This window comes from Caulobacter sp. SL161 (genome assembly GCF_026672375.1).
GTDB lineage: Bacteria > Pseudomonadota > Alphaproteobacteria > Caulobacterales > Caulobacteraceae > Caulobacter.
This window is the reverse complement of sequence record NZ_JAPPRA010000001.1, coordinates 2,889,904-2,909,969: the sequence shown is the minus strand read 5'-3', so window position 1 is coordinate 2,909,969 and position 20,066 is coordinate 2,889,904. Positions and strand designations below refer to the sequence as shown.

Annotated in this window: 37 protein-coding genes; all 37 read right to left on the bottom strand. The window is 68.2% G+C overall.

Features of this window, described 5'->3' with window-relative positions; translation table 11 throughout:
- Window positions 1–48 precede the first annotated feature (48 nt).
- A complete protein-coding gene (locus OVA11_RS14260) occupies window positions 49–378 on the bottom strand; it encodes a hypothetical protein (protein WP_268067978.1) in 330 nt (109 codons plus the stop codon).
- 90 nt (window positions 379–468) lie between these two features.
- Entirely contained in the window at window positions 469–1,401 is a 933-nt protein-coding gene (locus tag OVA11_RS14255; protein ID WP_268067977.1) for a hypothetical protein, read from the bottom strand.
- A 6-nt stretch (window positions 1,402–1,407) separates the two neighbouring features.
- Window positions 1,408–1,725: a hypothetical protein gene (locus OVA11_RS14250; RefSeq protein ID WP_268067976.1), complete on the bottom strand. Its 318-nt coding sequence runs from the start codon at window positions 1,723–1,725 to the stop codon at window positions 1,408–1,410.
- Window positions 1,722–2,165, bottom strand: a complete 444-nt coding sequence (locus OVA11_RS14245) for a phage tail terminator protein (RefSeq protein ID WP_268067975.1) — start codon at window positions 2,163–2,165, stop codon at window positions 1,722–1,724. Before OVA11_RS14245 ends, OVA11_RS14250 begins: the two co-directional genes overlap by 4 nt.
- A complete protein-coding gene (locus OVA11_RS14240) occupies window positions 2,165–2,662 on the bottom strand; it encodes a phage virion morphogenesis protein (protein WP_268067974.1) in 498 nt (165 codons plus the stop codon). Before OVA11_RS14240 ends, OVA11_RS14245 begins: the two co-directional genes overlap by 1 nt.
- On the bottom strand, window positions 2,659–3,108 hold the full coding sequence (locus OVA11_RS14235; protein ID WP_268067973.1) for a phage protein Gp36 family protein: 450 nt from the start codon (window positions 3,106–3,108) through the stop codon (window positions 2,659–2,661). Before OVA11_RS14235 ends, OVA11_RS14240 begins: the two co-directional genes overlap by 4 nt.
- Window positions 3,109–3,110: 2 nt before the next feature.
- Complete coding sequence (locus tag OVA11_RS14230; RefSeq protein ID WP_268067972.1) at window positions 3,111–3,320, bottom strand: Acb2/Tad1 domain-containing protein; 210 nt, start codon at window positions 3,318–3,320, stop codon at window positions 3,111–3,113.
- Window positions 3,320–3,784 carry a hypothetical protein gene (locus tag OVA11_RS14225; protein ID WP_268067971.1) on the bottom strand — a complete coding sequence of 155 codons (465 nt, stop codon included), beginning with the start codon at window positions 3,782–3,784 and terminating at the stop codon, window positions 3,320–3,322. The genes OVA11_RS14230 and OVA11_RS14225 overlap by 1 nt, the downstream gene beginning before the upstream one ends.
- A gap of 5 nt (window positions 3,785–3,789) precedes the next feature.
- A complete protein-coding gene (locus OVA11_RS14220; protein WP_268067970.1) occupies window positions 3,790–4,725 on the bottom strand; it encodes a hypothetical protein in 936 nt (311 codons plus the stop codon).
- A gap of 47 nt (window positions 4,726–4,772) precedes the next feature.
- Entirely contained in the window at window positions 4,773–5,141 is a 369-nt protein-coding gene (locus OVA11_RS14215) for a hypothetical protein (protein ID WP_268067969.1), read from the bottom strand.
- 18 nt (window positions 5,142–5,159) lie between these two features.
- On the bottom strand, window positions 5,160–6,302 hold the full coding sequence (locus tag OVA11_RS14210; RefSeq protein WP_268067968.1) for a hypothetical protein: 1,143 nt from the start codon (window positions 6,300–6,302) through the stop codon (window positions 5,160–5,162).
- 334 nt (window positions 6,303–6,636) lie between these two features.
- Complete coding sequence (locus tag OVA11_RS14205) at window positions 6,637–7,953, bottom strand: PBECR2 nuclease fold domain-containing protein (protein WP_268067967.1); 1,317 nt, start codon at window positions 7,951–7,953, stop codon at window positions 6,637–6,639.
- Window positions 7,950–9,497 (bottom strand): phage portal protein family protein, encoded by a 1,548-nt coding sequence (locus tag OVA11_RS14200; RefSeq protein ID WP_268067966.1) that lies wholly within the window; start codon window positions 9,495–9,497, stop codon window positions 7,950–7,952. The genes OVA11_RS14205 and OVA11_RS14200 overlap by 4 nt, the downstream gene beginning before the upstream one ends.
- A gap of 1 nt (window position 9,498) precedes the next feature.
- The gene (locus OVA11_RS14195) at window positions 9,499–10,983 is read right to left on the bottom strand and encodes a phage terminase large subunit family protein (RefSeq protein WP_268067965.1); all 1,485 of its coding nucleotides are present in this window, start codon (window positions 10,981–10,983) and stop codon (window positions 9,499–9,501) included.
- The gene (locus tag OVA11_RS14190) at window positions 10,980–11,522 is read right to left on the bottom strand and encodes a DUF3486 family protein (protein ID WP_268067964.1); all 543 of its coding nucleotides are present in this window, start codon (window positions 11,520–11,522) and stop codon (window positions 10,980–10,982) included. Before OVA11_RS14190 ends, OVA11_RS14195 begins: the two co-directional genes overlap by 4 nt.
- A gap of 1 nt (window position 11,523) precedes the next feature.
- Window positions 11,524–11,826, bottom strand: coding sequence for a VpaChn25_0724 family phage protein (locus tag OVA11_RS14185; RefSeq protein WP_268067963.1), 303 nt, complete (start codon window positions 11,824–11,826; stop codon window positions 11,524–11,526).
- Entirely contained in the window at window positions 11,826–12,194 is a 369-nt protein-coding gene (locus OVA11_RS14180; protein ID WP_268067962.1) for a hypothetical protein, read from the bottom strand. Before OVA11_RS14180 ends, OVA11_RS14185 begins: the two co-directional genes overlap by 1 nt.
- Window positions 12,195–12,200: 6 nt before the next feature.
- Window positions 12,201–12,428: a TraR/DksA C4-type zinc finger protein gene (locus OVA11_RS14175; RefSeq protein WP_268067961.1), complete on the bottom strand. Its 228-nt coding sequence runs from the start codon at window positions 12,426–12,428 to the stop codon at window positions 12,201–12,203.
- A complete protein-coding gene (locus OVA11_RS14170; protein ID WP_268067960.1) occupies window positions 12,425–12,613 on the bottom strand; it encodes a hypothetical protein in 189 nt (62 codons plus the stop codon). Before OVA11_RS14170 ends, OVA11_RS14175 begins: the two co-directional genes overlap by 4 nt.
- 25 nt (window positions 12,614–12,638) lie before the next feature.
- On the bottom strand, window positions 12,639–13,163 hold the full coding sequence (locus tag OVA11_RS14165) for a hypothetical protein (RefSeq protein ID WP_268067959.1): 525 nt from the start codon (window positions 13,161–13,163) through the stop codon (window positions 12,639–12,641).
- A complete protein-coding gene (locus OVA11_RS14160) occupies window positions 13,160–13,444 on the bottom strand; it encodes a hypothetical protein (RefSeq protein ID WP_268067958.1) in 285 nt (94 codons plus the stop codon). The genes OVA11_RS14165 and OVA11_RS14160 overlap by 4 nt, the downstream gene beginning before the upstream one ends.
- On the bottom strand, window positions 13,434–14,066 hold the full coding sequence (locus OVA11_RS14155) for a glycoside hydrolase family 108 protein (protein WP_268067957.1): 633 nt from the start codon (window positions 14,064–14,066) through the stop codon (window positions 13,434–13,436). Before OVA11_RS14155 ends, OVA11_RS14160 begins: the two co-directional genes overlap by 11 nt.
- 103 nt (window positions 14,067–14,169) lie before the next feature.
- A complete protein-coding gene (locus tag OVA11_RS14150; RefSeq protein WP_268067956.1) occupies window positions 14,170–14,556 on the bottom strand; it encodes a hypothetical protein in 387 nt (128 codons plus the stop codon).
- Window positions 14,553–14,762 carry a hypothetical protein gene (locus tag OVA11_RS14145; RefSeq protein ID WP_268067955.1) on the bottom strand — a complete coding sequence of 70 codons (210 nt, stop codon included), beginning with the start codon at window positions 14,760–14,762 and terminating at the stop codon, window positions 14,553–14,555. The genes OVA11_RS14150 and OVA11_RS14145 overlap by 4 nt, the downstream gene beginning before the upstream one ends.
- Entirely contained in the window at window positions 14,755–15,399 is a 645-nt protein-coding gene (locus OVA11_RS14140) for a gp16 family protein (RefSeq protein ID WP_268067954.1), read from the bottom strand. The genes OVA11_RS14145 and OVA11_RS14140 overlap by 8 nt, the downstream gene beginning before the upstream one ends.
- A complete protein-coding gene (locus tag OVA11_RS14135) occupies window positions 15,396–15,704 on the bottom strand; it encodes a hypothetical protein (protein WP_268067953.1) in 309 nt (102 codons plus the stop codon). The genes OVA11_RS14140 and OVA11_RS14135 overlap by 4 nt, the downstream gene beginning before the upstream one ends.
- On the bottom strand, window positions 15,701–16,111 hold the full coding sequence (locus tag OVA11_RS14130; RefSeq protein WP_268067952.1) for a hypothetical protein: 411 nt from the start codon (window positions 16,109–16,111) through the stop codon (window positions 15,701–15,703). Before OVA11_RS14130 ends, OVA11_RS14135 begins: the two co-directional genes overlap by 4 nt.
- A complete protein-coding gene (locus OVA11_RS14125; RefSeq protein WP_268067951.1) occupies window positions 16,111–16,434 on the bottom strand; it encodes a hypothetical protein in 324 nt (107 codons plus the stop codon). Before OVA11_RS14125 ends, OVA11_RS14130 begins: the two co-directional genes overlap by 1 nt.
- Window positions 16,431–16,853 (bottom strand): helix-turn-helix domain-containing protein, encoded by a 423-nt coding sequence (locus tag OVA11_RS14120; protein ID WP_268067950.1) that lies wholly within the window; start codon window positions 16,851–16,853, stop codon window positions 16,431–16,433. The genes OVA11_RS14125 and OVA11_RS14120 overlap by 4 nt, the downstream gene beginning before the upstream one ends.
- Window positions 16,853–17,062, bottom strand: a complete 210-nt coding sequence (locus OVA11_RS14115; protein WP_268067949.1) for a hypothetical protein — start codon at window positions 17,060–17,062, stop codon at window positions 16,853–16,855. Before OVA11_RS14115 ends, OVA11_RS14120 begins: the two co-directional genes overlap by 1 nt.
- Window positions 17,059–17,298 (bottom strand): hypothetical protein, encoded by a 240-nt coding sequence (locus tag OVA11_RS14110; protein ID WP_268067948.1) that lies wholly within the window; start codon window positions 17,296–17,298, stop codon window positions 17,059–17,061. Before OVA11_RS14110 ends, OVA11_RS14115 begins: the two co-directional genes overlap by 4 nt.
- A complete protein-coding gene (locus tag OVA11_RS14105) occupies window positions 17,298–17,648 on the bottom strand; it encodes a hypothetical protein (protein ID WP_268067947.1) in 351 nt (116 codons plus the stop codon). The genes OVA11_RS14110 and OVA11_RS14105 overlap by 1 nt, the downstream gene beginning before the upstream one ends.
- Window positions 17,648–18,349, bottom strand: a complete 702-nt coding sequence (locus OVA11_RS14100; RefSeq protein WP_268067946.1) for a DUF3164 family protein — start codon at window positions 18,347–18,349, stop codon at window positions 17,648–17,650. The genes OVA11_RS14105 and OVA11_RS14100 overlap by 1 nt, the downstream gene beginning before the upstream one ends.
- Window positions 18,346–18,519, bottom strand: a complete 174-nt coding sequence (locus tag OVA11_RS14095; RefSeq protein WP_268067945.1) for a hypothetical protein — start codon at window positions 18,517–18,519, stop codon at window positions 18,346–18,348. Before OVA11_RS14095 ends, OVA11_RS14100 begins: the two co-directional genes overlap by 4 nt.
- Window positions 18,516–18,827: a hypothetical protein gene (locus OVA11_RS14090; protein ID WP_268067944.1), complete on the bottom strand. Its 312-nt coding sequence runs from the start codon at window positions 18,825–18,827 to the stop codon at window positions 18,516–18,518. Before OVA11_RS14090 ends, OVA11_RS14095 begins: the two co-directional genes overlap by 4 nt.
- Complete coding sequence (locus tag OVA11_RS14085; RefSeq protein ID WP_268067943.1) at window positions 18,820–19,050, bottom strand: hypothetical protein; 231 nt, start codon at window positions 19,048–19,050, stop codon at window positions 18,820–18,822. Before OVA11_RS14085 ends, OVA11_RS14090 begins: the two co-directional genes overlap by 8 nt.
- Before the next feature lie 11 nt (window positions 19,051–19,061).
- Complete coding sequence (locus OVA11_RS14080) at window positions 19,062–20,057, bottom strand: AAA family ATPase (RefSeq protein ID WP_268067942.1); 996 nt, start codon at window positions 20,055–20,057, stop codon at window positions 19,062–19,064.
- Window positions 20,058–20,066 lie beyond the last annotated feature (9 nt).

The window sequence follows — 20,066 nt, the reverse complement described above, 5'->3', positions numbered from 1 at the left end:
GCTCGGCGGTCTCGCGTCGGCCGGTGGCGATCAGGCGCGCCGCCTCGGTCAGTTTTTTGCCGGGATGCCCTGGACAAAGTTCTGATAGGCGTTGGTCAGCGCGGCGCGGACGTAAGGGCGCCGAAGCATCTTGTCGCGCAGCTCGGGTGTCAGATCCTCGCCCTCCAGACCGACCCACCAGGCGTTGAACCAAGCCCAGGGGTTGTCGGCCGTGAGCTGATTGTTGGCCGCGTCGGCCTCCTCGGGCGACAGGATCTTGAAGATCGCGGTGATCTCCTGGGCCTGCACCGAGCCGCCCGGTTGCGGCACCGGGATGCTCACCGGCCAAGCGCACTCGAAGGCCTCGTCGAGGCTCTTGAAGTCGAATTTTACGGACATGGGACATGGTTCCTTGAGGCTTGAACTGCGGTCACAAGTCGGGCGCGGAGAGGTCCCCGCGCCCGCTGGAATAGGTTGCGCGGGCGCGCGCTAGGTCAGGACGATGGAAAGTTCGTCGTCGGTGCTCAGCGCCGAGGGCACGAGGCTGAGGTCGACGTCGGTGACGTCCAGGCCCTTGTCGTCGGAGTAGCTGGGCTGGCTGACCTGGAAGCGGGCGTTGATCGTGATGATGCTGCCCGCCGTGGCGCCGTGGACGAGCGCCAGGGTCGAGATCGTGTCGGCCTCGGCCAGGGTCTCGAAGTTGAGGACGCTGGGCAGGAGCGTGCCGCACTTGAGCTTGCCCGAGAAGGTCCGCTCGCCGACCAGGTCGACGCGCTTCTGGTTGGGCCGGTCGCTGAACAGCACATTGTCGCTCTGGTCGATCGACAGGCTGCGGAACGGCGCGGTGGCGCCCGCCACGGTGAACGTGGTCCGGCCTTGCGTGATCGGCATGGCGTCGGCCCAGCCGGTCCAGGTGGCGTCGGCATGGGCGATCACCGCCCCGTCCGTGACGGCGACCTTGATGCCCTTGAAGGCGAAGGTCAGCATCGGGCGGGCGTTCTCGTCCAGCTTCAGCCCGACACGGCCGCGCGCCATGGTCAGCTTGTGCAGCCGGCGGCCTTCGCGCCAGACAATGGTCGCCGAAGGAGACGCGCTCGGATCAGCGGCCGGCGCATAGGTCACCGAGGTGGTGGCCACGATGGTTTCGCCCAGGCCGCAGAACTTGGCCAGGAAGCCCCACTTCGGCGCCGTGCCCTTGGTTCCCGACGCGGTCAGCGGCACGCTGAAGGTCAGCTCGCCGTACTGGCCGGTGAGCTTGCCCGCGACTGCGCCGACGCCCGGCTTGTTGACAGTGGTCTTGCTGCGGTCGCCCTGGGGCGTGAACTGGGCGCCTTCGGCCCAGACGACGTCGGTGGCGGCCGGCGCGGCGTCGGTGCCTTCGACGGTTTCCTGCTTGATCAGCAGCAGCTGACGATCAGCCATGTCGGCTTACTCCTTGGTTTCGGTCGGCGGGGCGACCGTCTTGGTCTCGATGACCGGCTTGGCGCGGGCCAGGCGGCGGGCCTCGGTGGCCGCGTCGGCGGCGCGGGCCTTGGCGGCCTCGATGCCGGCGACCACCTGGGCCGGCGGCGGGAAGCCGGAGGCCTCGGCGGCGTCTGCGATCGCCTGCAGCTCCTCCAGCTCCAGCTCAGGCGCGCCCAGGCTGGCCTGCGCCGGCGCGGTCGGCTCATCCGTGCGGACGAACGCCTGACCATCGGCCTCACGTTCAAAGGTGCCGGGCACGGCCCGGTTATCGACTTCGCTCACGACTGGGCTCCGTAGGTGACGTGGACGCGCACCCGGAAGCGCAGGAGGTGCAGCCAGCGGCCGCCGTCCTCGCCCACCGAGTACTGAAGGTTGGTGCCGCCGGCGTACTGGACCGCGCTGGCCGCGCCGGCCGGGGTCCAGCCGCGCAGGGCGGCCTTGATCTGCTCTTTGGCCGGCTCGAACTGAGCAAAGCCGCCTGGGTAGACGAGCGCCATGGTGACGCCGAAGGTCCATTCCTCGACCTGGGTCACCATCATCGCGGCCTGATTGACCGGGGCGGCCTCGTCCGACAGCGGCGTGACCAGCGCGGTCACATCCTCGCCCAGGGCCAGCGTTTCGACGGCGGCCTTGGCGTCCATGCCGGTGGCGACCTGCAGCACGGCCGGGCAGCGGGCCGGGTCGGCCAGGCGCGCAGCGACGGTATCGAAGAACCCGTCCATCAGCCGCCCACCGCAGCGCGGGCCATGTGCTGGCCGACGATGTCGAGCACGGTGGCGTTGTCGTTGGCGGACATGCCCAGATAAGGCCGGGCAGGGATCGTCACGCTCTTGGTCATGACGAACGCGCCATTGAACAGCGTGAAGGCCAAGGCCTTGCCCTTGGCGGTGATCGTACCGCCCACCTGGTGGATGCCGGCATAGACGAGCGCCGAACCCACCTCGACCGCGTCGCTCTCGACCACGTAGTGGATGCTGTCGCGCAGATCGCCGGTCAGGACGAGGGTTCGGGTGAGCGGCTTTTCCTTGGCGCGGGCCGAAGGCGGCCACGGAACGCCATCGGGCGCGACGTTGGTCACGAAGCGCTTGACCGTTGAGCTTTCCAGCTCCGCGCCGATGTCGGCCAGGACGGGCCGCAGATCGTCGGCGCGGGCCTGCATCCGGCGAAGGCCCGAGGTGACGCCGAGGTCATCAAAGGTGATGGTGAGAGCGACGCTCATGAGCAGCCGCCCAGGAACGCGGAGAGGCCGGCGTCGTCGAACACGCGCGGCGGAGCATCGATCAGCACCTCGCCGCCCGATGAGGCGCTGGCGCCCGGATCTGAGGCCGAGCCGGCGGTCACGCCCAGCGTGGCCCGGCCTTGCGACACATCCTTGGCCCAGGCCCGCCGGTGATCGGCGGCCTTGATCACAAAGTCGCGGCCCTGGCGGTCCAGCAGCTCGCGGGCCAGGTCCAGGGCGGCGTCGGTAACAACCTGGGGAACCGGGCTCAGCGGCGTGTCGTAGCGGGTGGCGAAGTAGGTATCGAGCGTGGCCGAGGCGCTGGTGATCGCGCCGTCGATCTTCACCGCGTCATAGCCCGTCGCCGGCGCGGCGGCCGGCGCCAGCGCGCGGGCTTCGGCCTCCCCGACGAGCGCGACGAACTGGGTGGCGGTGGCGTAGGCCATGGCTAGGCGGTGATCCCTTCGATCGCCCAGAAGCGGGCTTGCTGCAGGTTGGTCTTGGCTAGGGCGAACTCTCGGCCGCCCGCCGGATGGTGCTTCGCGAGGTTGGCGAGGAGGCCGAGCAGCTCGGCCTCCAGACGCTCCACCTCGGCGACCTCAGCAGCCTGTTCGGCCGTGACCGGCCGGACGATGTGCAGGAGCGCCCCGACCTCCATCAGGCGGCCGCCGTCTGGCCGCGCCGACGCTTGGGCTTCTCGGCGGCGGCCTTGGCGACGCGCTCCTGGATCTCGCCGAGCTGATCCTGGAACGCCCGCCAGCGGTCGCGTTGATCTTCGGCCAGGTCGTAGCTGATCTCGCGCATGGTCTCGGCGAGCGCGAGCTTGTCGCTGTCGTCGCCGGCCTCCGCCGCATCGAGCACGGCGACGGCGGCCGCGCGGGCGACGGCGACCGAAGCCACCATCTGGGCGATGGCCGCCGAGGCGGCCGCCGACACGGTGGTGACCCCATCGATGACCAGCTCGGCGCTACCGGCGGCGACACGCGCCTCCGCCAGCTCGGCCGGGATCTCGTCCTCGGCGAAGGCGTCGCCGTCCGCGAGGGTGACGCCCTCGACCACGGCGCCTTCGTCGAAGGTGCGGCCGTCGTGATGAAGGGCGATTTTGGTGAGACGGATGCGCATGGTCGTTAGGCCACCGCGTCCTGGAAGAAGTAGCCGCAGTCGGCCGCCGCGATCAGCTCTTTGACCTGGCTTTCGACCTGGACCCGCTGCGAGCCGCCGACGCCGATCTTCGGCTCGTCGATGATGCGGACTTGGCGCAGGCGGCCCTTGGGCACCGTCATGCCGAAGGTCATGCCGCGCTGGTTGTTGGCCCGCGGATTGACATGCAGGAAGGCCGCGTGTTTGCCCCAGGCGCGGTTGAGCACAGCGGCCTGGCCGCGCTTGGCCGTGTTCACGCGGGCCTTGCCCACGATCAGCTTGGGGATTTCCAGCGCCTCGGCCAGATCAGCCAGCAGCACCTTGCCCCGCGTCGAGGCCGAGCCGTACACGCCGGCGATCACCTTTGGGTGGATGGCCAGCTTGTTCCAGGTCGCCTGACCGAAAGTGCCCAGGTTCGGCCGCACGGTCGGAATGTCGAGCGCGTCCCACATCGCGCGGAACGGATCGCTGTTGGCGAAGTCGCTCCACTGCGAGGTGCCCGAAAGCTGGACCTTGTTACCGGCGCCATAGGTGGCGGCGTTGAAGACCAGGCCCGCGACACGGATCTCGCGATCCAGGATCATCAGGTCGGTGACGGTCTCGGTGGCGTGATTGAGCGGGTCGTAGCCTTCCGGCGCGTTGTCGACGTCGTCGTTGGGCACGAGATCCGACAGAGCGTAGTCGTCGGTCGCCGAAGGGGTCTCGGTCGCCGACAGGCTGATCGTGTTGGCTTCCGAACGGCGGCCCATCTTGGTGTCCGGAACCGTCAGCCCCTCGGCGATCGGGTAGTTCAGATAGGTGAACTCCTTCTTCGGCACGGGCGTGACGACGGGGAGCACCTGGTCGGCGATCATCTCCTCGTTCTTGTAGGCCAGCGCGATGCCGGTCCGGGTTTCGTCGATCGGGAAAGGCGTAGCAGCCATGAGCGGAGGGTCCTGAAGACTGAAAGGCTAGGTGGGGCGGGCTGGGATCAGCCGGTGATGAAGCCGAGGTCGATCTCGACATCGATGATGTCGCCGGAGACCCCGGAGACTTCGGCGAAGGCGCCGTGGCGATTGCGAACACCAGCAGCGGGCGCAGCCGCGACCCTGGCGCCGCCGGCGGCCGCCGTGAGCGGAGCGCCGCGAGCGACCGTGCCGCCCAGACGCAGCTCGGCCGACCCAGCGCGGTAGACATCGACCCGCTCGCCTTGGACGACATCCAGCTCAGCGGTGATGCCGATGATGTCGTCGGTGGCGGCGGTGGCGACGACCACGACGCCATCGGCCGAGAACTTGACGAAGGAGCGGGCCGTGATGGCGCCGCCGGCGATGTAGGTACGGGCGCGAGCGCTCTGCATTGACGATCAGTCCTTGGTTCAGCGCCCGATGCGGGCGGCGGCTTGAGAGGCGGAAAGGGTTTCACCGCGCCCAGCGGCCTTGGCCTGCTCTTCGCGGATCTGGGCGGCGATCTGTTCGGCGCTGGGCGCTTCGGCGAACCGCGCGCCTTCCGAGGGCGCGAACTCGCTGAAATGGATGGAGACACCCAGCTCGCCGAGCAGATCGCGGAACTGGTCGCGGGCCGAGGTGTCCGGATCGGCGAAGGCGACGGACGCATCCCCGTCCAGGCGGGCCAGCAGCGCCTTGGCCTGAGCGCCACGCACGGGCGACATGCGGCCTTGCGCCACGAGCTGGTCGACGAAGGCGTCGTCATCGCCGCGCGACGCCTGGCGCGCGCCTTCGGCAAAGGCGACCTGGCTGGCGGTCGTTTGAGCTTCGCGGGCCGCGATGGCGGCTTCGCGGGCCTGCAATGCGCTTTCACGATCGGCAAGCTGGCGCTCGCGCTCGGCGAAGGCCGGATCGGCCTCGTCTTGCGGAGGTTCGCCCTGGGCGACGGCGGGCGCAGCCTCGGCTTCCTCGCCAAGCGGTTCACCCTCGGCGAAGCCCGGAGCGCGATCGCTACGGTCGATATTGTCGACCGCCCAGGCCGGAACCACCTTGTCAGCCTTCTCAAGGCCGAACTCGTCGATGATCCAGTCGCGGATCCCCCGGAAGAGATCCTTGACCCAGAAGCCATCGGCCGCGCCGTCGGAGAATTCGACGCCGGCGTGGTCATCGCCCGCGCCAAAGGCGGGGGCCAGGCCCTTCACGGCCGGCGGCGTCGCGCCCAGCCAGCCGATGTGGCGCAGGTAGTAGCCGCCCGGCTTGGGATTGCCCGGATCGTTCGGCCCCCAGAGCTTGATCGAGCGGTTCTTGAAGCGGCCGGCGTCGACCATCTCGGAGAAGGCCGGATCGATCTCGTCGCTCTCGACGTAAAGCGTGTCGCCCTCGGCGATGACGGCGGCGGCCCACGCATAGGCCGGATCCTCGACCTTCGGGTGGCCGATGACGTGGGGAGCCTTGAACAGGGCCGGATCATAGGCGGCGGCGATCTGCGCCAGGTCTTCGGACGAGAAGGTGTACTTCTTGCCGTCCATGGCCGTGTGGGTGCCGGTCTTGAAGACTTCCAGGCGGGTTTTCATGGATCTCGATCGGGGCTCAGGAACGGGGTGGACAGCGCGTCCGTTGAGCCCCCAATATCGAGAGTGTCGGCGAGGCCTTCGCACCCGACAGATGTCGGGGCCTGATGATCCCCGCTCCTGGATCGCACTGACGATCCGCTACTCAGCCCTCATGACCGCCCTGGAAGGCCCTGGAACGCCGTGGAAGGCGTAGAACGCCTGATCGCGGCCATCCGGGCGCGCCTCTCGACAACGGGCCTCCCTGGGCCTAAAACTCTCTCGCGGTCCAATCCCGGCGGTTGCGGGGTCCAAACAGACCGACATGACCCCCGGCGGCGCCCCGCGCGGGGGTCTTTCATTTCCGGCTATAGACCAGCGCGCCAACCCGGAAGCCGGCGTCGGTCTGGGTCCGCTGGTCACGGGCCTTACCCCGGTTACCGGGCGGATATGCCGTCGCTCCCCACCATACGCCGTCTCGATCGTGGAAGCTCACCACGAAGGCCTCGCGACCATCGGATCCCGTGTTGATCCAGGAGACGTAGTTCCGGACGAACACCGATGAGCCATCGGCCCGGCTCTGGATCGAGTGCCAGATCTCGTCAGGGTCCTTCAGAGTTGCCGCCAGGATCTCGGCATAGGCGGCTCGGCCGGCCAGGTGCTCCTTGGCTGCAACGCTGGCGCCGGTGGCGGTGTGCCGCTCGAACATGCGCTGGCCGACCACCACCGGGACCTGGGCCGCGTCGATGAACACCTCTCCCTCGCCCTTTCCAAGCACCTTTGAAAAGGCTTCGAAGACCGCTGGAGCGTCCGCGCCGCCAAGATCGGGCCGCAGCTTGACGCCCGATGGCAGACTGCGCGCCTGGCGCACATTGGGCAGCGCGCGCGGCGTCCGCTCGCCCTGGACGTAGGGCCGCTGGCGCTCGGGCGAGGGCGGCGGGACGAAGCTGGCCAGGCGCGCCTCACCGACGTTGTAGTCAAAGCCGGGATCCACACCGACCGGGATCTCGCGCGTCTCTCCGGTGCGCTTGTTGGTCCAGGTCCGGGTGTCATAGGCGCCCACGCGCTGCAGCTCTTCCTCCGAGGTGACGGCCACGCCGACCCGCTCGGAGGTGATGAAGCATTGGCAGCCAAAGCCGTTCGGACAGAAGTGGGTTTTCCAGAAGACGTGGCCGATCGGCAGCGTGACGCCCGATAAGGCTATGTGCTCCAGGCGCGGGTTTTCGTTCGGGGTGTGGTGATAGGTCAGGTACGGCCGCGTGCTGGCCGTATCCATGAACCGCTCCCAGCGGCCAGCGGCATGCGCCATGCGCATGTTCATCCCGAAGATGGTCCCCACGCGGCGGGGCGAGCCAAGCTGGACGCGGCGCGTCTCGCCCGTGGTGGGATCATCCGCCAGTTGGCGGCCCCACCAGCCCTTCGCCTGCAGCAGCGGCGTCAGCTCCTGGATGAACTGCTGGCGGCTCTTGCCGGCCTTGATGGCCTCGACAAGGCCAGAATGGATGTCGACCAAGACGTCGCGGGTCATAGCCTTGGCGACCACGAACGAGACCAGATGCTCCTCGCGCTGGACGTCCTTCCAGTCGAATGAGAAGCGACCGCCGACCACCTTGCTTTCGAGGTAGTCGACGGCCTGGGCCGGCGGACGGCCCTTGAAGTTGATGACGCCCGTCATGCGCGGTCAGCGTCGGCCTGGGCCATCTGCGCTGAGATCGCGCCGCCAGCGCGGCCGCCGGCGCGCGCTTCGAACAGCACCCGTCCGAGGCGCTCGACGAGCTGGGCGCCGCCCGGATTTGCCAGCAGAGCGCCCAACTGGTCGGCGGCAGCCTGCAGATCGGGTTGCCCCTCTACGAAGGCGACGACCTGGTCGCGCAGCGGACGAACCACCTCTTCCCAGTCCAGAGCGTCGACATAGTCGTCGATCGCGTCGCGCGGCGGCGAGGCGTCGGCGAACGCCGGCGCGATCGGCGACGCCGGCGGCGCGGCCGCCGGCTTCTTCCGGAACTTCCAGCCAGGCCCGACCATGGCTTCGACGACGTCGTCGCTCTCCGGTTCAAGGCCCGCGTCGATGTGAGCCTTGAAGGCCTCGGCCTTGGCCTTGCTGGCCTCGGCCTGCTTTTTCTCCAGGTCGGCTTTGGCCGCCTCGTCCTCGGCGCTGGGGCGACGGACGAGCGGGATCTTGGCGCCTGGGAAGTTCCAGCTGGTCAACCACGCCGCCGGCCCGGTTTGGAAGCTCTCGCACAGCAGCTCGGCGTCGACGTCGGTGAGTTCCTCACGGACCTCCATGTGGACCTGACTTTGCGACAGGCTGGCGCCGTCGTCAGTCGTCATGGTCTGGCCCAGGATGATCTTGGCGATCGCCGCGTTCATCTGGCGCATGAAGGTGGCCTGGTCGACCGTACCGCGCGCGGCCTCGAGCAGCTCCACCAACATCCCTTCGGGGATGGCGGCGGCGCCGTCCAGGCGAAGCTGGCGGGCGACCTGAAGGGCGCTGTTCTGGACCGCCTTGTCCGACCCGGTCGGGTACTTAACGATTGTCGACGGCGCGCCGTACTTCTCCAGGGCGCGCAGCCAGAACGACAGCCCCTGCTTCTTAAAAAAGATGGGCCAGTAGAGCTGGTGGGCCAGGCCCAGGCCATAGGGGTCGTCGTCGTTGTCCGCGCCCCAGCTCGAAGTCCAGAACTTGCGGTCCGGGACGGGCTGGCCTTCGTGCATGTTGCTGAGGGTAAGCAGTCGCAGCGAGCCGTCCATCGCGTACCGGAAACGCCAAGGCAGGCGAACCTTGGGCTTGGCCAGCCAGACCTTGCCGTCGCGGTTCTCCCACATGCACTCGGCGACGGAATGGCCGTAGAAGGCGCCCCAGAGCATCTTGTCGCAGGCGCGGTCGAAAGGGATCTGCGCGAGGTTGTCGCGCAGGAAGTCCGCCGCCGCGATCGACGCGGCGTCATTGCCGCCCGGCTCGATCACCAGCGGACGCGAGGTCAGGGCCAGACGGCGCTGCTGGAAGCAGGCGTGGACCTGGTCGTCGCGCCGCAGCTCGCGGTAGACGCGGTAGTTATTCCCCAGACGATTGAGGACGGTGTCCTGCACCTCGCGCAGAGCGCCCATGAACGGGATGGTGATGTCCACGCCGCCGACGCTGACCGCCACCTCGGTGAAGTTCGGCTTGGCCGGCGGCGCATCACCCGAGGTGAGGGCCTGGTCGTTTGGAATGTCCATGTCAGAAGCCCGAGAAGTTCAGAGGTTCGGTGGGGTCGAGGAAGTCTTCGCCCTGAAACTCAACAGGTGCGCCGGTGGCGCCCGAGAGCAGAGCCTCAGGGATCACCACGCCGCCCATGCTCGCCGCACGGCAGGCCAAACCCGCCGCCCAGAACTCGTCGGCGTGGACCTCGTCGGTGGCGTTGACCAGGCTGACGCCGCCGCCTGCGGTCCCTTTGCGCTTGATGGCGCGGAAGTCAGCGCGGATCGCGGGCAGCGGCGGGATGCGGATCTTGCATTGCTCAACCCGCTCTTTCAGGGCGATGGCGAGATCCAGGCGCGCGGGGCCGGTGAAGAGGACACCGACGCAACGGGTCGTTCCGTACTTGGCCTGCTCGTCCTCGACGACTTTCTCACCCATGCCGCTCTGGTCGATCCAGTAGGCAGACATCCGGCGTTGAGCGATCAGGGCGGCGGCCGCGTCGTCCTGGACCCGGAACTTGGTGTTCTGGAAGAGGTGACGGTCGCGCAGCCAGAGCACGTCGCCCACCAGCTCATAGCCGTGCAGGACGGCGAGGTCGCGCCGACGCGCGACGTCGCGGCCCAGGTACCAAAGGCCGCCGGCGTAGAGTTCGGGCTGGCCGGCGTCCGGATGCTCGCAGGCCGCCAGATCCTGCGGGTCCAGGAACGATCCGCCGCCCTCCTTCGGGATGCAGTCCAGCTCTTCCTCGGCGTCCTCGCCATAGGTGTCCCGAATGTCCTTGATCCAGAGATCCTTGGGCAGAATGGTCCGCCCCTTGATCGAGGCGGCGAGAGCGATGCGTTCGTACAGGCCCTGCGCGATGGCCTGGTCGAAGGTGATGGTCTTGACCTTCCCCTTGCGCTTGCCGGTCCGCACATCGTCCAGCAACAAGTTGAAGGGGTTCGACGTGCCGTCGTGGGTCGATACGACCACGACCTGGCCGCCCCACATCAGCAGGGCCAGCGCCGCCTTCAGCACCTCGACCAGATCCTTGTGGAACGCCGCTTCGTCGATAATGGCCAGGCCCTGCTTGCCGCGCAGGGCGCGGGGCACGCTGGGCAGCGCCACGATCTTGAACCCGGACGCGAACCGGATGCGGAAGGCCTGCACCTTCTCGCCGTCGCCATCCAGGATCTCCTCATCGGCTTCCAAGGCCGCGATATTGAAGGCCTTCGCCCACATGGCGCAGGTGTCGATGAACTCGCGGGCCATCTCCTGGTCGTAGCCCATGTACCAGGCATTCATGCCGCCGGCCGAAGCCTGGGCCGCCGCCTTCAACACCGCGTACGCGGCGAGGCCCCAGGTCAGACCGATACGGCGGCTCTTTTCGATAACCAGCAGCGCGGTGCCGGCGAACAGATCGTCCAGGGTGCTGGACTGGTACTTGAGCAGCAGGTCGCCCTTGGGCAGGCGCTTGATCGCCTCGACCCCGCCGACCTTGTCGAAGTTCGGCTTGCCGTCCGGGTTGGTCGGCGAGAGCTTCATCCCTCGCCGCCCAGGACAGCATGTCTAAGGAGATTGATCGTGTCGGCCGTCATCCCGCGTTGCTTGCCAACGGCCTCGACCTTGGCGGCGGCCTTCTTGAGGGCTTCCTGCTCGATCTTCAGTCGGCGGTCCGTGTCGGTCTTCTGAGCAGCGCCCAGCTTCTGGACCGCGCTGGTCAGGAACATGAGCTGCTCCATGTCCAGGCTGGGACCTTCCGGGTTCAGCAGGGTGTCGCGCGCGATCTTCCAGGCGATGTTCTGAACCACCTCGATCAGCAGTTGGCCGACCTTGCCCTCGGCCGCTTCGGGGCCGAGCTGGCCGACAATCGCCGAGGCGGCCTCGCGCGCCTGGCGCACCTCGGCGGCGACTTCCTCGACGTTTTGCATGTGGCGATGCACCGACGAGCGGCCGACCTCGACCCCTCGGCCGCGAAGCCAGCTCCACAGCTCATCGACGCTGAGCTTGCCGTCCACGATCTGACGGTCGAGTTCCTCCCGCAGATCCTGCGGGAGGCGGGAGGCGAAGCCCTTCTTGCCCATATCAGAACCTCGGCGAAGGGCGCTGGACGCCGGGCACGTGAGCGCGACCGGCGGCGACATCGAGGCCCCGCTCGGTGATGTCCACGATGACCAGCTTCATCGGACCAGGCTCTTCCTGGATGACCAGGCGCTGCTCAGCCAGCCACGCCAACTCGGTGCGGACCTGGTCACGCGTCGCGGTCAGGCCGACGTCAGGAAGGATGCTGGTCAGGATGCTGTCGTTGGCCCGGTGGCCCGGCTGCGCGGCGAGAAACTTCAGGATCGCCAGCCGCACGTGGGCGGCGAAGTGGTTGCCATAGTCCATCACGTACGCTCCACGCCCTTGGCCAGGAAGAAACCCTCGATCCGCTCGATACCGGCGCCGGCGCGTTCCACCTGTTTCAGGACGGCCTTCACCTCGCCTTCCAGTCGCGCCAGGTCGGCCTTAGTCGGCAGCTTGGCGATGTCGTCGCGCAGGGCCTCGACGTCCTTCTCGGCGCGGGTCAGGCGCGTCTCGTGATCGTCGATCGCCGCCTCGGCCTCGCTATCGGCCTGCTTCAGGGCCGCGACAGCGGCGTCCACCAGCGTCCGGACCTCCGTGCTGGCGAGCTGCTTCAGAGACCAGCAGATCCAAAGGACCGCGAAGTTCAGGACCGTGAGGATGATGGGCCAGTAGGTTTTGATGGTGGCCACGCGGGGTCAGCCTTTCTTACGGAGGAGTTCGAGGCGCTCGAACGCCTCCTGGCACATCAGGCACCGCTTGGCGCCGGGGTTGGCCTGCAGGCGGTCGCTCTCGATCGGGTCACCGCAGGCGACGCAGTCTGCGAAGACGCGCACCGCAGGCGCGGCCTTGCGGCGGATCTCGGCGACGGCGCTCTCGCGCTCGGCCTGCTCGATCTCCTGGGCTTCGTCGGCGACGTCGGTCATTGCGCGCCGGCTTTGTCGCAGGCCGCACGGGTGTCGGTGACGATCGCCTCGGCCGCCTCGCCACGCGCGATCTTGGCGTCGAGATATGCGCCGCCGGCGGCGTTGTGACGGATCACCGCGCCGGGCGCTGGCGAGGGCGCGGCCGGCAGCGGCCGGCGCAAGTCGGCAGGACAAACCAGACGCACGGTTTCCCGCTGCTCGATCAGCGGGTCAGGGGCGATCGCTGGCGGTGGCCCATCGTGCGCGCAAGCAGTCAGCGTCGCAGACGACAAGGCCATCGCCGTCGCGAGGCGCAGCTTGAACGGCAGCAACAGCACGGGCTTTCCTTTCGGCAAGAGTGGCGGCCGAGGCCGAGGCGCGGGCGATCGCCGCGTCCTGGCCCAGGCGTTCGTTGGTGAGGTCGGAGGTCAGCCGCGCGGCTTCGCGGCGGGCGATGTCGCGCTCGGCCTGGACGGTCTTGACCGGGGCCGAGCAGGCGGCGGCCACGGCGTAGCTGTTCTCTGGGCGGGCGCTGAGGGCGGCGTCACAGGCGCTGGCGCGTGCGGCGACCAGGTGGGCGTCGGCGATCGCAGCGGGACAGGCCTTGGCGACGCGCTCGGGCGAACCTTCCGAACCCAGCGCCCTGACGCATGCTCGCAAGGTCGCCGCGTCACGTGCGCCGTTCACCACAGCCCAGCCAGCGCCGACGACCGACAGGGTGACAAGCACGCCCGCAAGGATCGAAACGTACCTCATGAGCCACCTTCCGGCGGGGCGGCGCCCGCGCGCGCGGCGGCGGTCACGCGGGCGATGTCGGTGGCGGTGGCGCCGGCCAGATAGAGCAAGCCGACGATGACCTGGGCGCCGACGATCGCGAGGCCAATCCACATCAGCGGAGAGCCGGCGGACGCGGCGGCGGTCGGTAGCTTGACGATGATCGCCGCCAGCAACAGCGAGTAGATGACCGACTGGCCGTAGCTGTAGACGCGCCGCCAGGTCCAACGGACCTCGGGGTTGATGACGGCCTTATCCGACACGGCCCAGCTCCTTCGCGCGGTTGAGCCAGCCGCCCAGGAAGCCTTCCAGCCGGCCGTTGTTGCGGACGATCGCGCGATAGTGGCTGGCCGCTTCGTTGCGGAACTCGGTCAGGAGCGGACCCGTCCGAAGCGCCAGATCGACGCGGCGACGGGTCTCACGCCCCAGCACGCCATCCGTGGCCAGCGGCGGCGGACCAAAGCGGTTCACGGCCCGCTGGAGCACGCGGGTCGCTGAGCGGGTGCCCGCGTTCACCCCAAAGTCGAACACCGCCGCGTCCAGCGGGCGCGGAAGGTTCCAGAAGCCCGTCTCGATGAAGAACAGACGCAGATACAGCGCCTCGGCGTTGGCGGGGGTGAGCAGCTTAATGTCCAGCGCGTCGATCTTGCCGTCGCGGTTCAGGTCGAAGTCGGCGAGCCCATCGGTATTGGCGTCGATCCGCCCCTCGATCACCAGGAAGCGCAGGCTGATCCCGTACTTGGTCGCGCCGCCCGGATCCTTGGGGTGGTTGACGTAGCCGCCTTCAGTCTTGAGCAGGCGCGCGAAGATCGCGGCCCAGCGCTGCTCGTGGTCGACCGTCCACCCTTCAGGACGGGTGACGGATGCAGGATCAGCGGCGTTCATGGTCGCGAAAGGCCCCGGAAAATGCCGGTCTTGCGGACCGGCCTCTGTTCGGGCCAATGTCGCTGGAGCCACGCAGCAAATAGCCCCCGACAGATGTCGGGGGCTATTGCGTTTCGGGCCTATCGAAGAGCGGTAGCTGGGGCTCTGGATCCTCGCGCTCGCGCCGCCTCAGGCGCTCGATCGTCCGCAGATGGACGTCCACGGCCAGGGCCACTTTCGACGACGGCACGCCCTGCTGCAGCATGAGCCTGGCCTTGGCCCGGCGCGCCTTCTGGCCGCGCAGGTTGGCCATGGGGATCGTGTACTCGATCGAGCCCAGCAGCTCGGCGATGCGGACCGCCGCCTCATCGCCGACGATCTGGGCCAGAGCGCCGCCGGCCTTGCCCGAGATCTTCATGGCGGTGCCGCCACGGGCGCGCGCCAGCTTCAGCGCCGCATCCAGGCCGGCGACGTCCGCGATCTCTCCCAGGATGCCCGGCAGGCGGCTCAATGTTGAACTCCCAGGCGCTTGCGGGCGGCGACGTAGGCCGCCAGCTCGGCGTGGGTCGCGCGGACCAGGGCGGCCTCATGCGCCAGGGTCTTTGCCCGGCGGCGCTTGATGACCGCTTCGACGGCCTCCTCGCGCTCACGGCGCGCCGCATCGATGGCCGCCTGGGCCTCGACCAGCTCGGCGTGGGCGAAGAGGTCGTCAGCCACGGCGCGCCTCCCAGATGCGGACGGCGTAGGCGGCGATCGCCGCGTCCAGGGCGGCGTCCGACATGGCGGCGGCGCTGAACCGCTCGCCCAGGCGCTTGGCCTGAGCCCACGCCAGCCGCACCTTCAGGATCCGGATCTGCAGCTTCTTCTCGACGCCGGCCAGATCGTGGCTCCAGCCTTCCTTCTCGGCCATGGCCTTGAGCGCCTCGACCAGCTTGTAGCCCAGGCCTTGATCCATCCACTGCATGCGCTCAACGCCGAGCTGGCGCTTCGCGAATGCTTCCAGGGCCTGTTCAGACGGGTTCTCGACGACGCCCAGCTGGTGCAGCGAGATCCACATGGCGCGGGCCTTCTTGGCCACCGGGTGGTCGGCTGCGCGGCGTCGATCGAGAACGGGCGCCGTACCCGACTTCCCGCCGGCGATGGCGTTGGGCACGAAGCCTTGGGCGCGGAAGTGGGCGACGAGGGTCTCCAGCTCGCCGACGCTGCACTCGGCCGAGCTACGGCGGCCAGTGATCCGCTCCAGGATGTCGCGGTAGGTGTCATCGTCCAGCCGCAAGTCCTTCTTGGCCAGGTGGACCTTGGCCAGCAGGGCGCGGCGGCCGTTGTCGCTCTTGAAGGCGCGGGCGGCGGTCATGAGCGCACCGCCTTGGCGCGGATCCGCGCGGTGGCGGCGTCCAGGTACGCGTCCCACTCGACAGCGAAGCCCTCGATATAGGGCAGGTTCCAGCCAGCGCGCGGCTCCCGGAAATCCTTGCCGAAGTGCGCCCGCAGCATTGCCTCGCGGGTGTCTTCGCCCAGGACGCGCGCCGTCGCGTAGGCGACCAGCAGGTGACGGCCCATGCCGTGAACCTCGCCGTCTAGCAGCTCCACGGCGCGAGCGATGCGGTCGGCAAACGTCTCCCCGACACGGCGGCTCTTCTCGGCGACGAGGGCGGTCATTGGTCGCCAGCCTTGGCGAACGTATCGCCCCAAACGATCAAGACGCCCGAGAACAGCTCAACATCCGGATGGGTCTGCGCCCACCAGCGGCCCATGAACTCCCACGGCTGCAGACCATGGCGAGCGCCAAACCCGTCACGGATCGCGAAGGTGTTGAGATCGTCGTCGGCGAACAGCTCGATGCTGTCGTCCAGGACGACGCGGTTCTGATCAAAGTCCAGAATCACTTGGCGCGCCTCAAGGCAGCTCGCCAGACCCAGTCGCACCGGGTGAAAGCGCGGTCCCGTGTAGAGCTGCAGCGCCTCGCCGGGGCGGGCATGACGTTTCCGGTCGCGGCGGATGGTCTGCTGCTTGGTCTTGGCCTCGATCAGAGGAACGAAGCTGGATTTGAAGTTGTAGGCGACCATCAGCGCTGGCCCTGAAAGGCTTGCCAGCGGGCCTTGCGGCGGCGAGAGCGGCGGATCCGCATCTCGGGGGCCAGCACAGTGGCGACAGTGAAAGGGTTGTGCTCGCCGAAGACGAGCTGGTGATCGGCGGCGCGGACGGACGGCGCCTTCATCGCCATGGCGATGATCACCGTGTCGCTCAGCATCGAGCGGCGGATCTGCTCGACCGGCAGACCCAGGACACGCTCGATGTAGCGCAGCAGGGCATGATCGGAGACGCGGGCGCGTTTGCGGATCTCGGTGATGTCGATCGAACGGCCTTGGAAGTCGGTTCGACGGGTCACGCGCGGGCCTCCATGGCGGATAGCTGGGCGCGGAGAGACGCAAGGCGGGCCTCGGTCTGCAGGATCCGCGCGCGAATGGTGGATGGGCGATAGCGATAGGCGGCCGCCGGCGTGCGCGTGGCGGGCAGGGTTTCCACCTGAAGCTCGGCAAGGATCTTCGCCAGCAGCGCCAGCGTGGCCCCGTCTTTGGCCGCCAGGCGGGCGTCGGCTTTGAGCGCGGCGGCCTGCGTGGTCGCGCGATCGCGGCCGCCCCAGATACGGCCGATCAGCGGCCAGCTCGCGCCGGTGAGGCGGGACGCGACCAGCAGGCCGAGCTGTCGGGCGGCCGAGATGTTCCGCGTCTTGCTGAGGCTCAGCAGGTCGTCGGCGCAGATCCCGCTGGCCGTAGCCGTCGCCCTGATCACGTCCCGCACGTACATTATGCGGCTCCCACGCTCAGCGAGACACCGGCGGCGCCGGCCTGCTGGAGTAGGGCCTGCTCAGCCTGCTCCAGCTCGGCGCGCAGCACCCGAGACGCCTCGACCGTCAACGCCGCGCCGATCGTAGGGACGCAGATGATCACATAGCCCTCAGCACGGCCGGACAAGCCGACGCCCAGGCAGGGTTCCACAGACACGATGTCGCTCATGCGGCGGCCCTCGCGGTGCGCGCCTTGTCCTCAGCCATGGCCTGGGCGGCGTCTTCCAGCACCGGCCATTCGGCGTCGGTGATCGGCGGCACGTCGGTCTCAGCCGACAGCCACCGCTCCACGATCTGGTCGCAGAGCTGGCGCTCGAAGGCCGAGAGCACGTCGCTGTGGTTCGGCAGAAGCTGGGCGACCAGCTTCACCGTGAACTCACGTTCGGGGGTGAGGCGGACGTACATCAGCCGATCCCCCTGCAGGGATGCGCGGCGCGGTGGGATGCCAGGGTCCGCTGAATGGCATCGCCCAGATGCTGGACCACGCCATCCTGCACCTCACGGCAGTCCGCATCGGCGACGACCGACGAAACGAAAGCCGAGGCGAAGGCGCTGATGACGTCCAGGTTAGTGACGGAGAGGCTGTCAGAAGCCGCTCTACATACGGCCTGGAGCGCGACGCTGAGAGCGGCTTGGCCTAGGGCCTCGTCGGGGACGGGCATGTTCTGGACCATCACCATGGACGCTTCGAGAAGCGGAGACGCCTTTGCGCCGATGAAGTCGGAGGGCGCGCTGCCCGCATACATCACGGTCATCACGCCCTCGCCGCGTCGAGGCTGACCGAGGTCCAGGCGTCGTCGACCGAGGCCCGGTGATAGATGCGGACATAACGCTTGGTGCCCTTGACCTCGATCGCGTCACGCACCGCGTCCATGGCCCGGCGCCAGCGCTCGTCGGCGATCTCCCAGCGCAGCAGTTGCAGAAGGGCCGCGCGGTTGGAGAGCCCGCCGTTCTCGATGTTGAAGGCCCGCGTCACCAGGCCCTTGAGAACGTCGTCGGCGTTTCGGGCCAGGTCGGCCAGAACCTCGTCGACCAGGGCCTTGGCCTGCTCCAGAGACGGGCCAAAGTCGATGATCTTGGCGCGGCTCACCTCGACCTTCATGAGTTGGTCGAAGGTGGTGAAGGTCAGGTTTCCGGCCTTGCCGCCGCGCTTGACGCCATAGTTTTGGTCCAGAAGCTCGACCAGGTTGTCGGCGTCGTTGAAGGTGTGCTGAACGAAGCGCGCGATGGTCTCCGAAAGCGGCAGGGCGAAGCCCAGGATCTTGCGGACCAGCTCGTCCTGAAGCTTGTCCTGGGCGCGGATGTTGGCGACCGGCATCAAGCTGCCGTCGCTGGCGCGCATGTAGTCACCGCCGTCAAAGCGGATCACGCCGTCCGACACGGGCCGGAACAGCGGGTGGACCTCGGTCGCGGTTTCCGCGTCGGCGAGGGCGTGGGCGTCAGTAAAAGCGTTCATTGGAAACCGTCCTGAGGAGAGAGCCGGCGACGGGCCGGCGGGTTGTTGGGGGAGAAGGCGGCGGCGACGCCGGCCCACTTTTGACGTTCGCGGCACTCGGCCGGGTCGAAGCGGTGGCGAACGGTGGGCGTCGGGAAGAGCGCGGCCAGGAGGCGACGGAGCCAGGTCATGGCTCACGCCCTTCGGCTTCGGCGATGGCAGAACGCAGCCCTTTGAGCAGCAAGCCGAGGTCATCCTGCAGCTCATCGCCTTCAAAGCCCGCGATGAACCTCTCGGCCTCCTGCGCCCAAATCAGCAGCTTGGGCGAAGCCGTGAACAGGCGCGCGTTGGCGAGCTGCTCCTCGGCCGGGTGATCACCGGTGGCGTAGGCCAGCGCGCCGATGCTGTCGCCCATGGCGTCGTAGATGACGTAGCCGACTGGCGGCGGGTTTCCGCCTCGAAGCTGGAACGGCGCGGGGCTGTGTGCGGGCTCAGCCACGGGCGCCTCCCGCGATCGAGTAGAGGCGCGCGCGGGTCGGGTCGGGGCTCTCGTCGACCAGGTCGTCGAGTTCCTTGAACGCCGCGACGATGCGGTCGATGGCGCGCTCCAGATCGGCCTGGCTCAGGTTCTGATAGCGCAGCCGGGTCTTGAGCTGGTCGGCGGCCCGGCGGCCTTCGCGAACCACAGTCAGGTCCATGGTCGAGGTGTGTTTCAGCAGCATGGTGCTTCTCCTCAGAGCCAGATGCCGTAGAGCTGGTGGAAGGCGCCGCGCAGGTGTTCCGCTTCCAGCGGCTGGCCGTTGGCCATGGTCACCATCAGGGCGTTCTTGAAGGCCTTGCTGACGTTGCGGAGCCCACCGGCCTTAGCCGCCATGTCCTGGCAAAGCTGCAGGGCGTCGGTCGTCAGGTGCTCGCCGTTCGCATTGGCCCAGGCCCACGCGAGTGTCGCCACGTCCCGCTGGTCTGGAGCCAGGATCACCCGCCGCTGACCGATGCGGCTCGACATCTGGGCAAACTGCGGCTTGGTGCTGCCCGTGCCGATCTTGTCGTTCATCATCGGGTTGCTGAGCAGCACGATGCCCACTGGCTTGCCCATGCGCTCGGTGGCGTCGTTGATCGCGCGGATCTGGTTGAGCGCCTTCTCCGAGAGGATGTTGGCCTCGTCGATGATGATGACGCCCGGCGCCTCCAGCGCCTCATCCACCACCATCCTCCGCAACTGGGCGGGCGAGCCGGTAATGTTCTTCTTGCCCATGGCCGACAGGATTTCGAGCAGCATGGGCTGGACGCCATGGGTGGACTCGTCGATGGCGACGTACCAGGCCCGAGGGGTCGACGAGGCGTAGCGCAGCGCCGTGGTGGTCTTGCTCAAGCCCGGCGGGCTGATGACCGAGACGATATCGCCGGACACCCGCGCCTGGTCCATGAGAGCGAGCAGCAGTTGACTGGCCTGGAGAGCCTGAAACTCAGGGATCACAGGCGTGCGGGCGCTTACCACTGCGGCGCGGTCGCGCGCGTCCAGCCACTTCTTCAGGGTCAGGGCTGGCTTGTTGTTATCGCCTTCGTACTTGGCCGACAGATACGAGCTGATGATGCTGTCTGCGATGCCGGTCTGACGAGCAAGGTCAGCCTGTTTCAGTTTCGGCGGGCCGGCGAGGGCTAGCCGCACTTCGGCGCGGATCTCGTCATGCTCTTCGTCGGTGAAGGTCGTTTTGGAGGGGTGGATCATTGTGTTAGC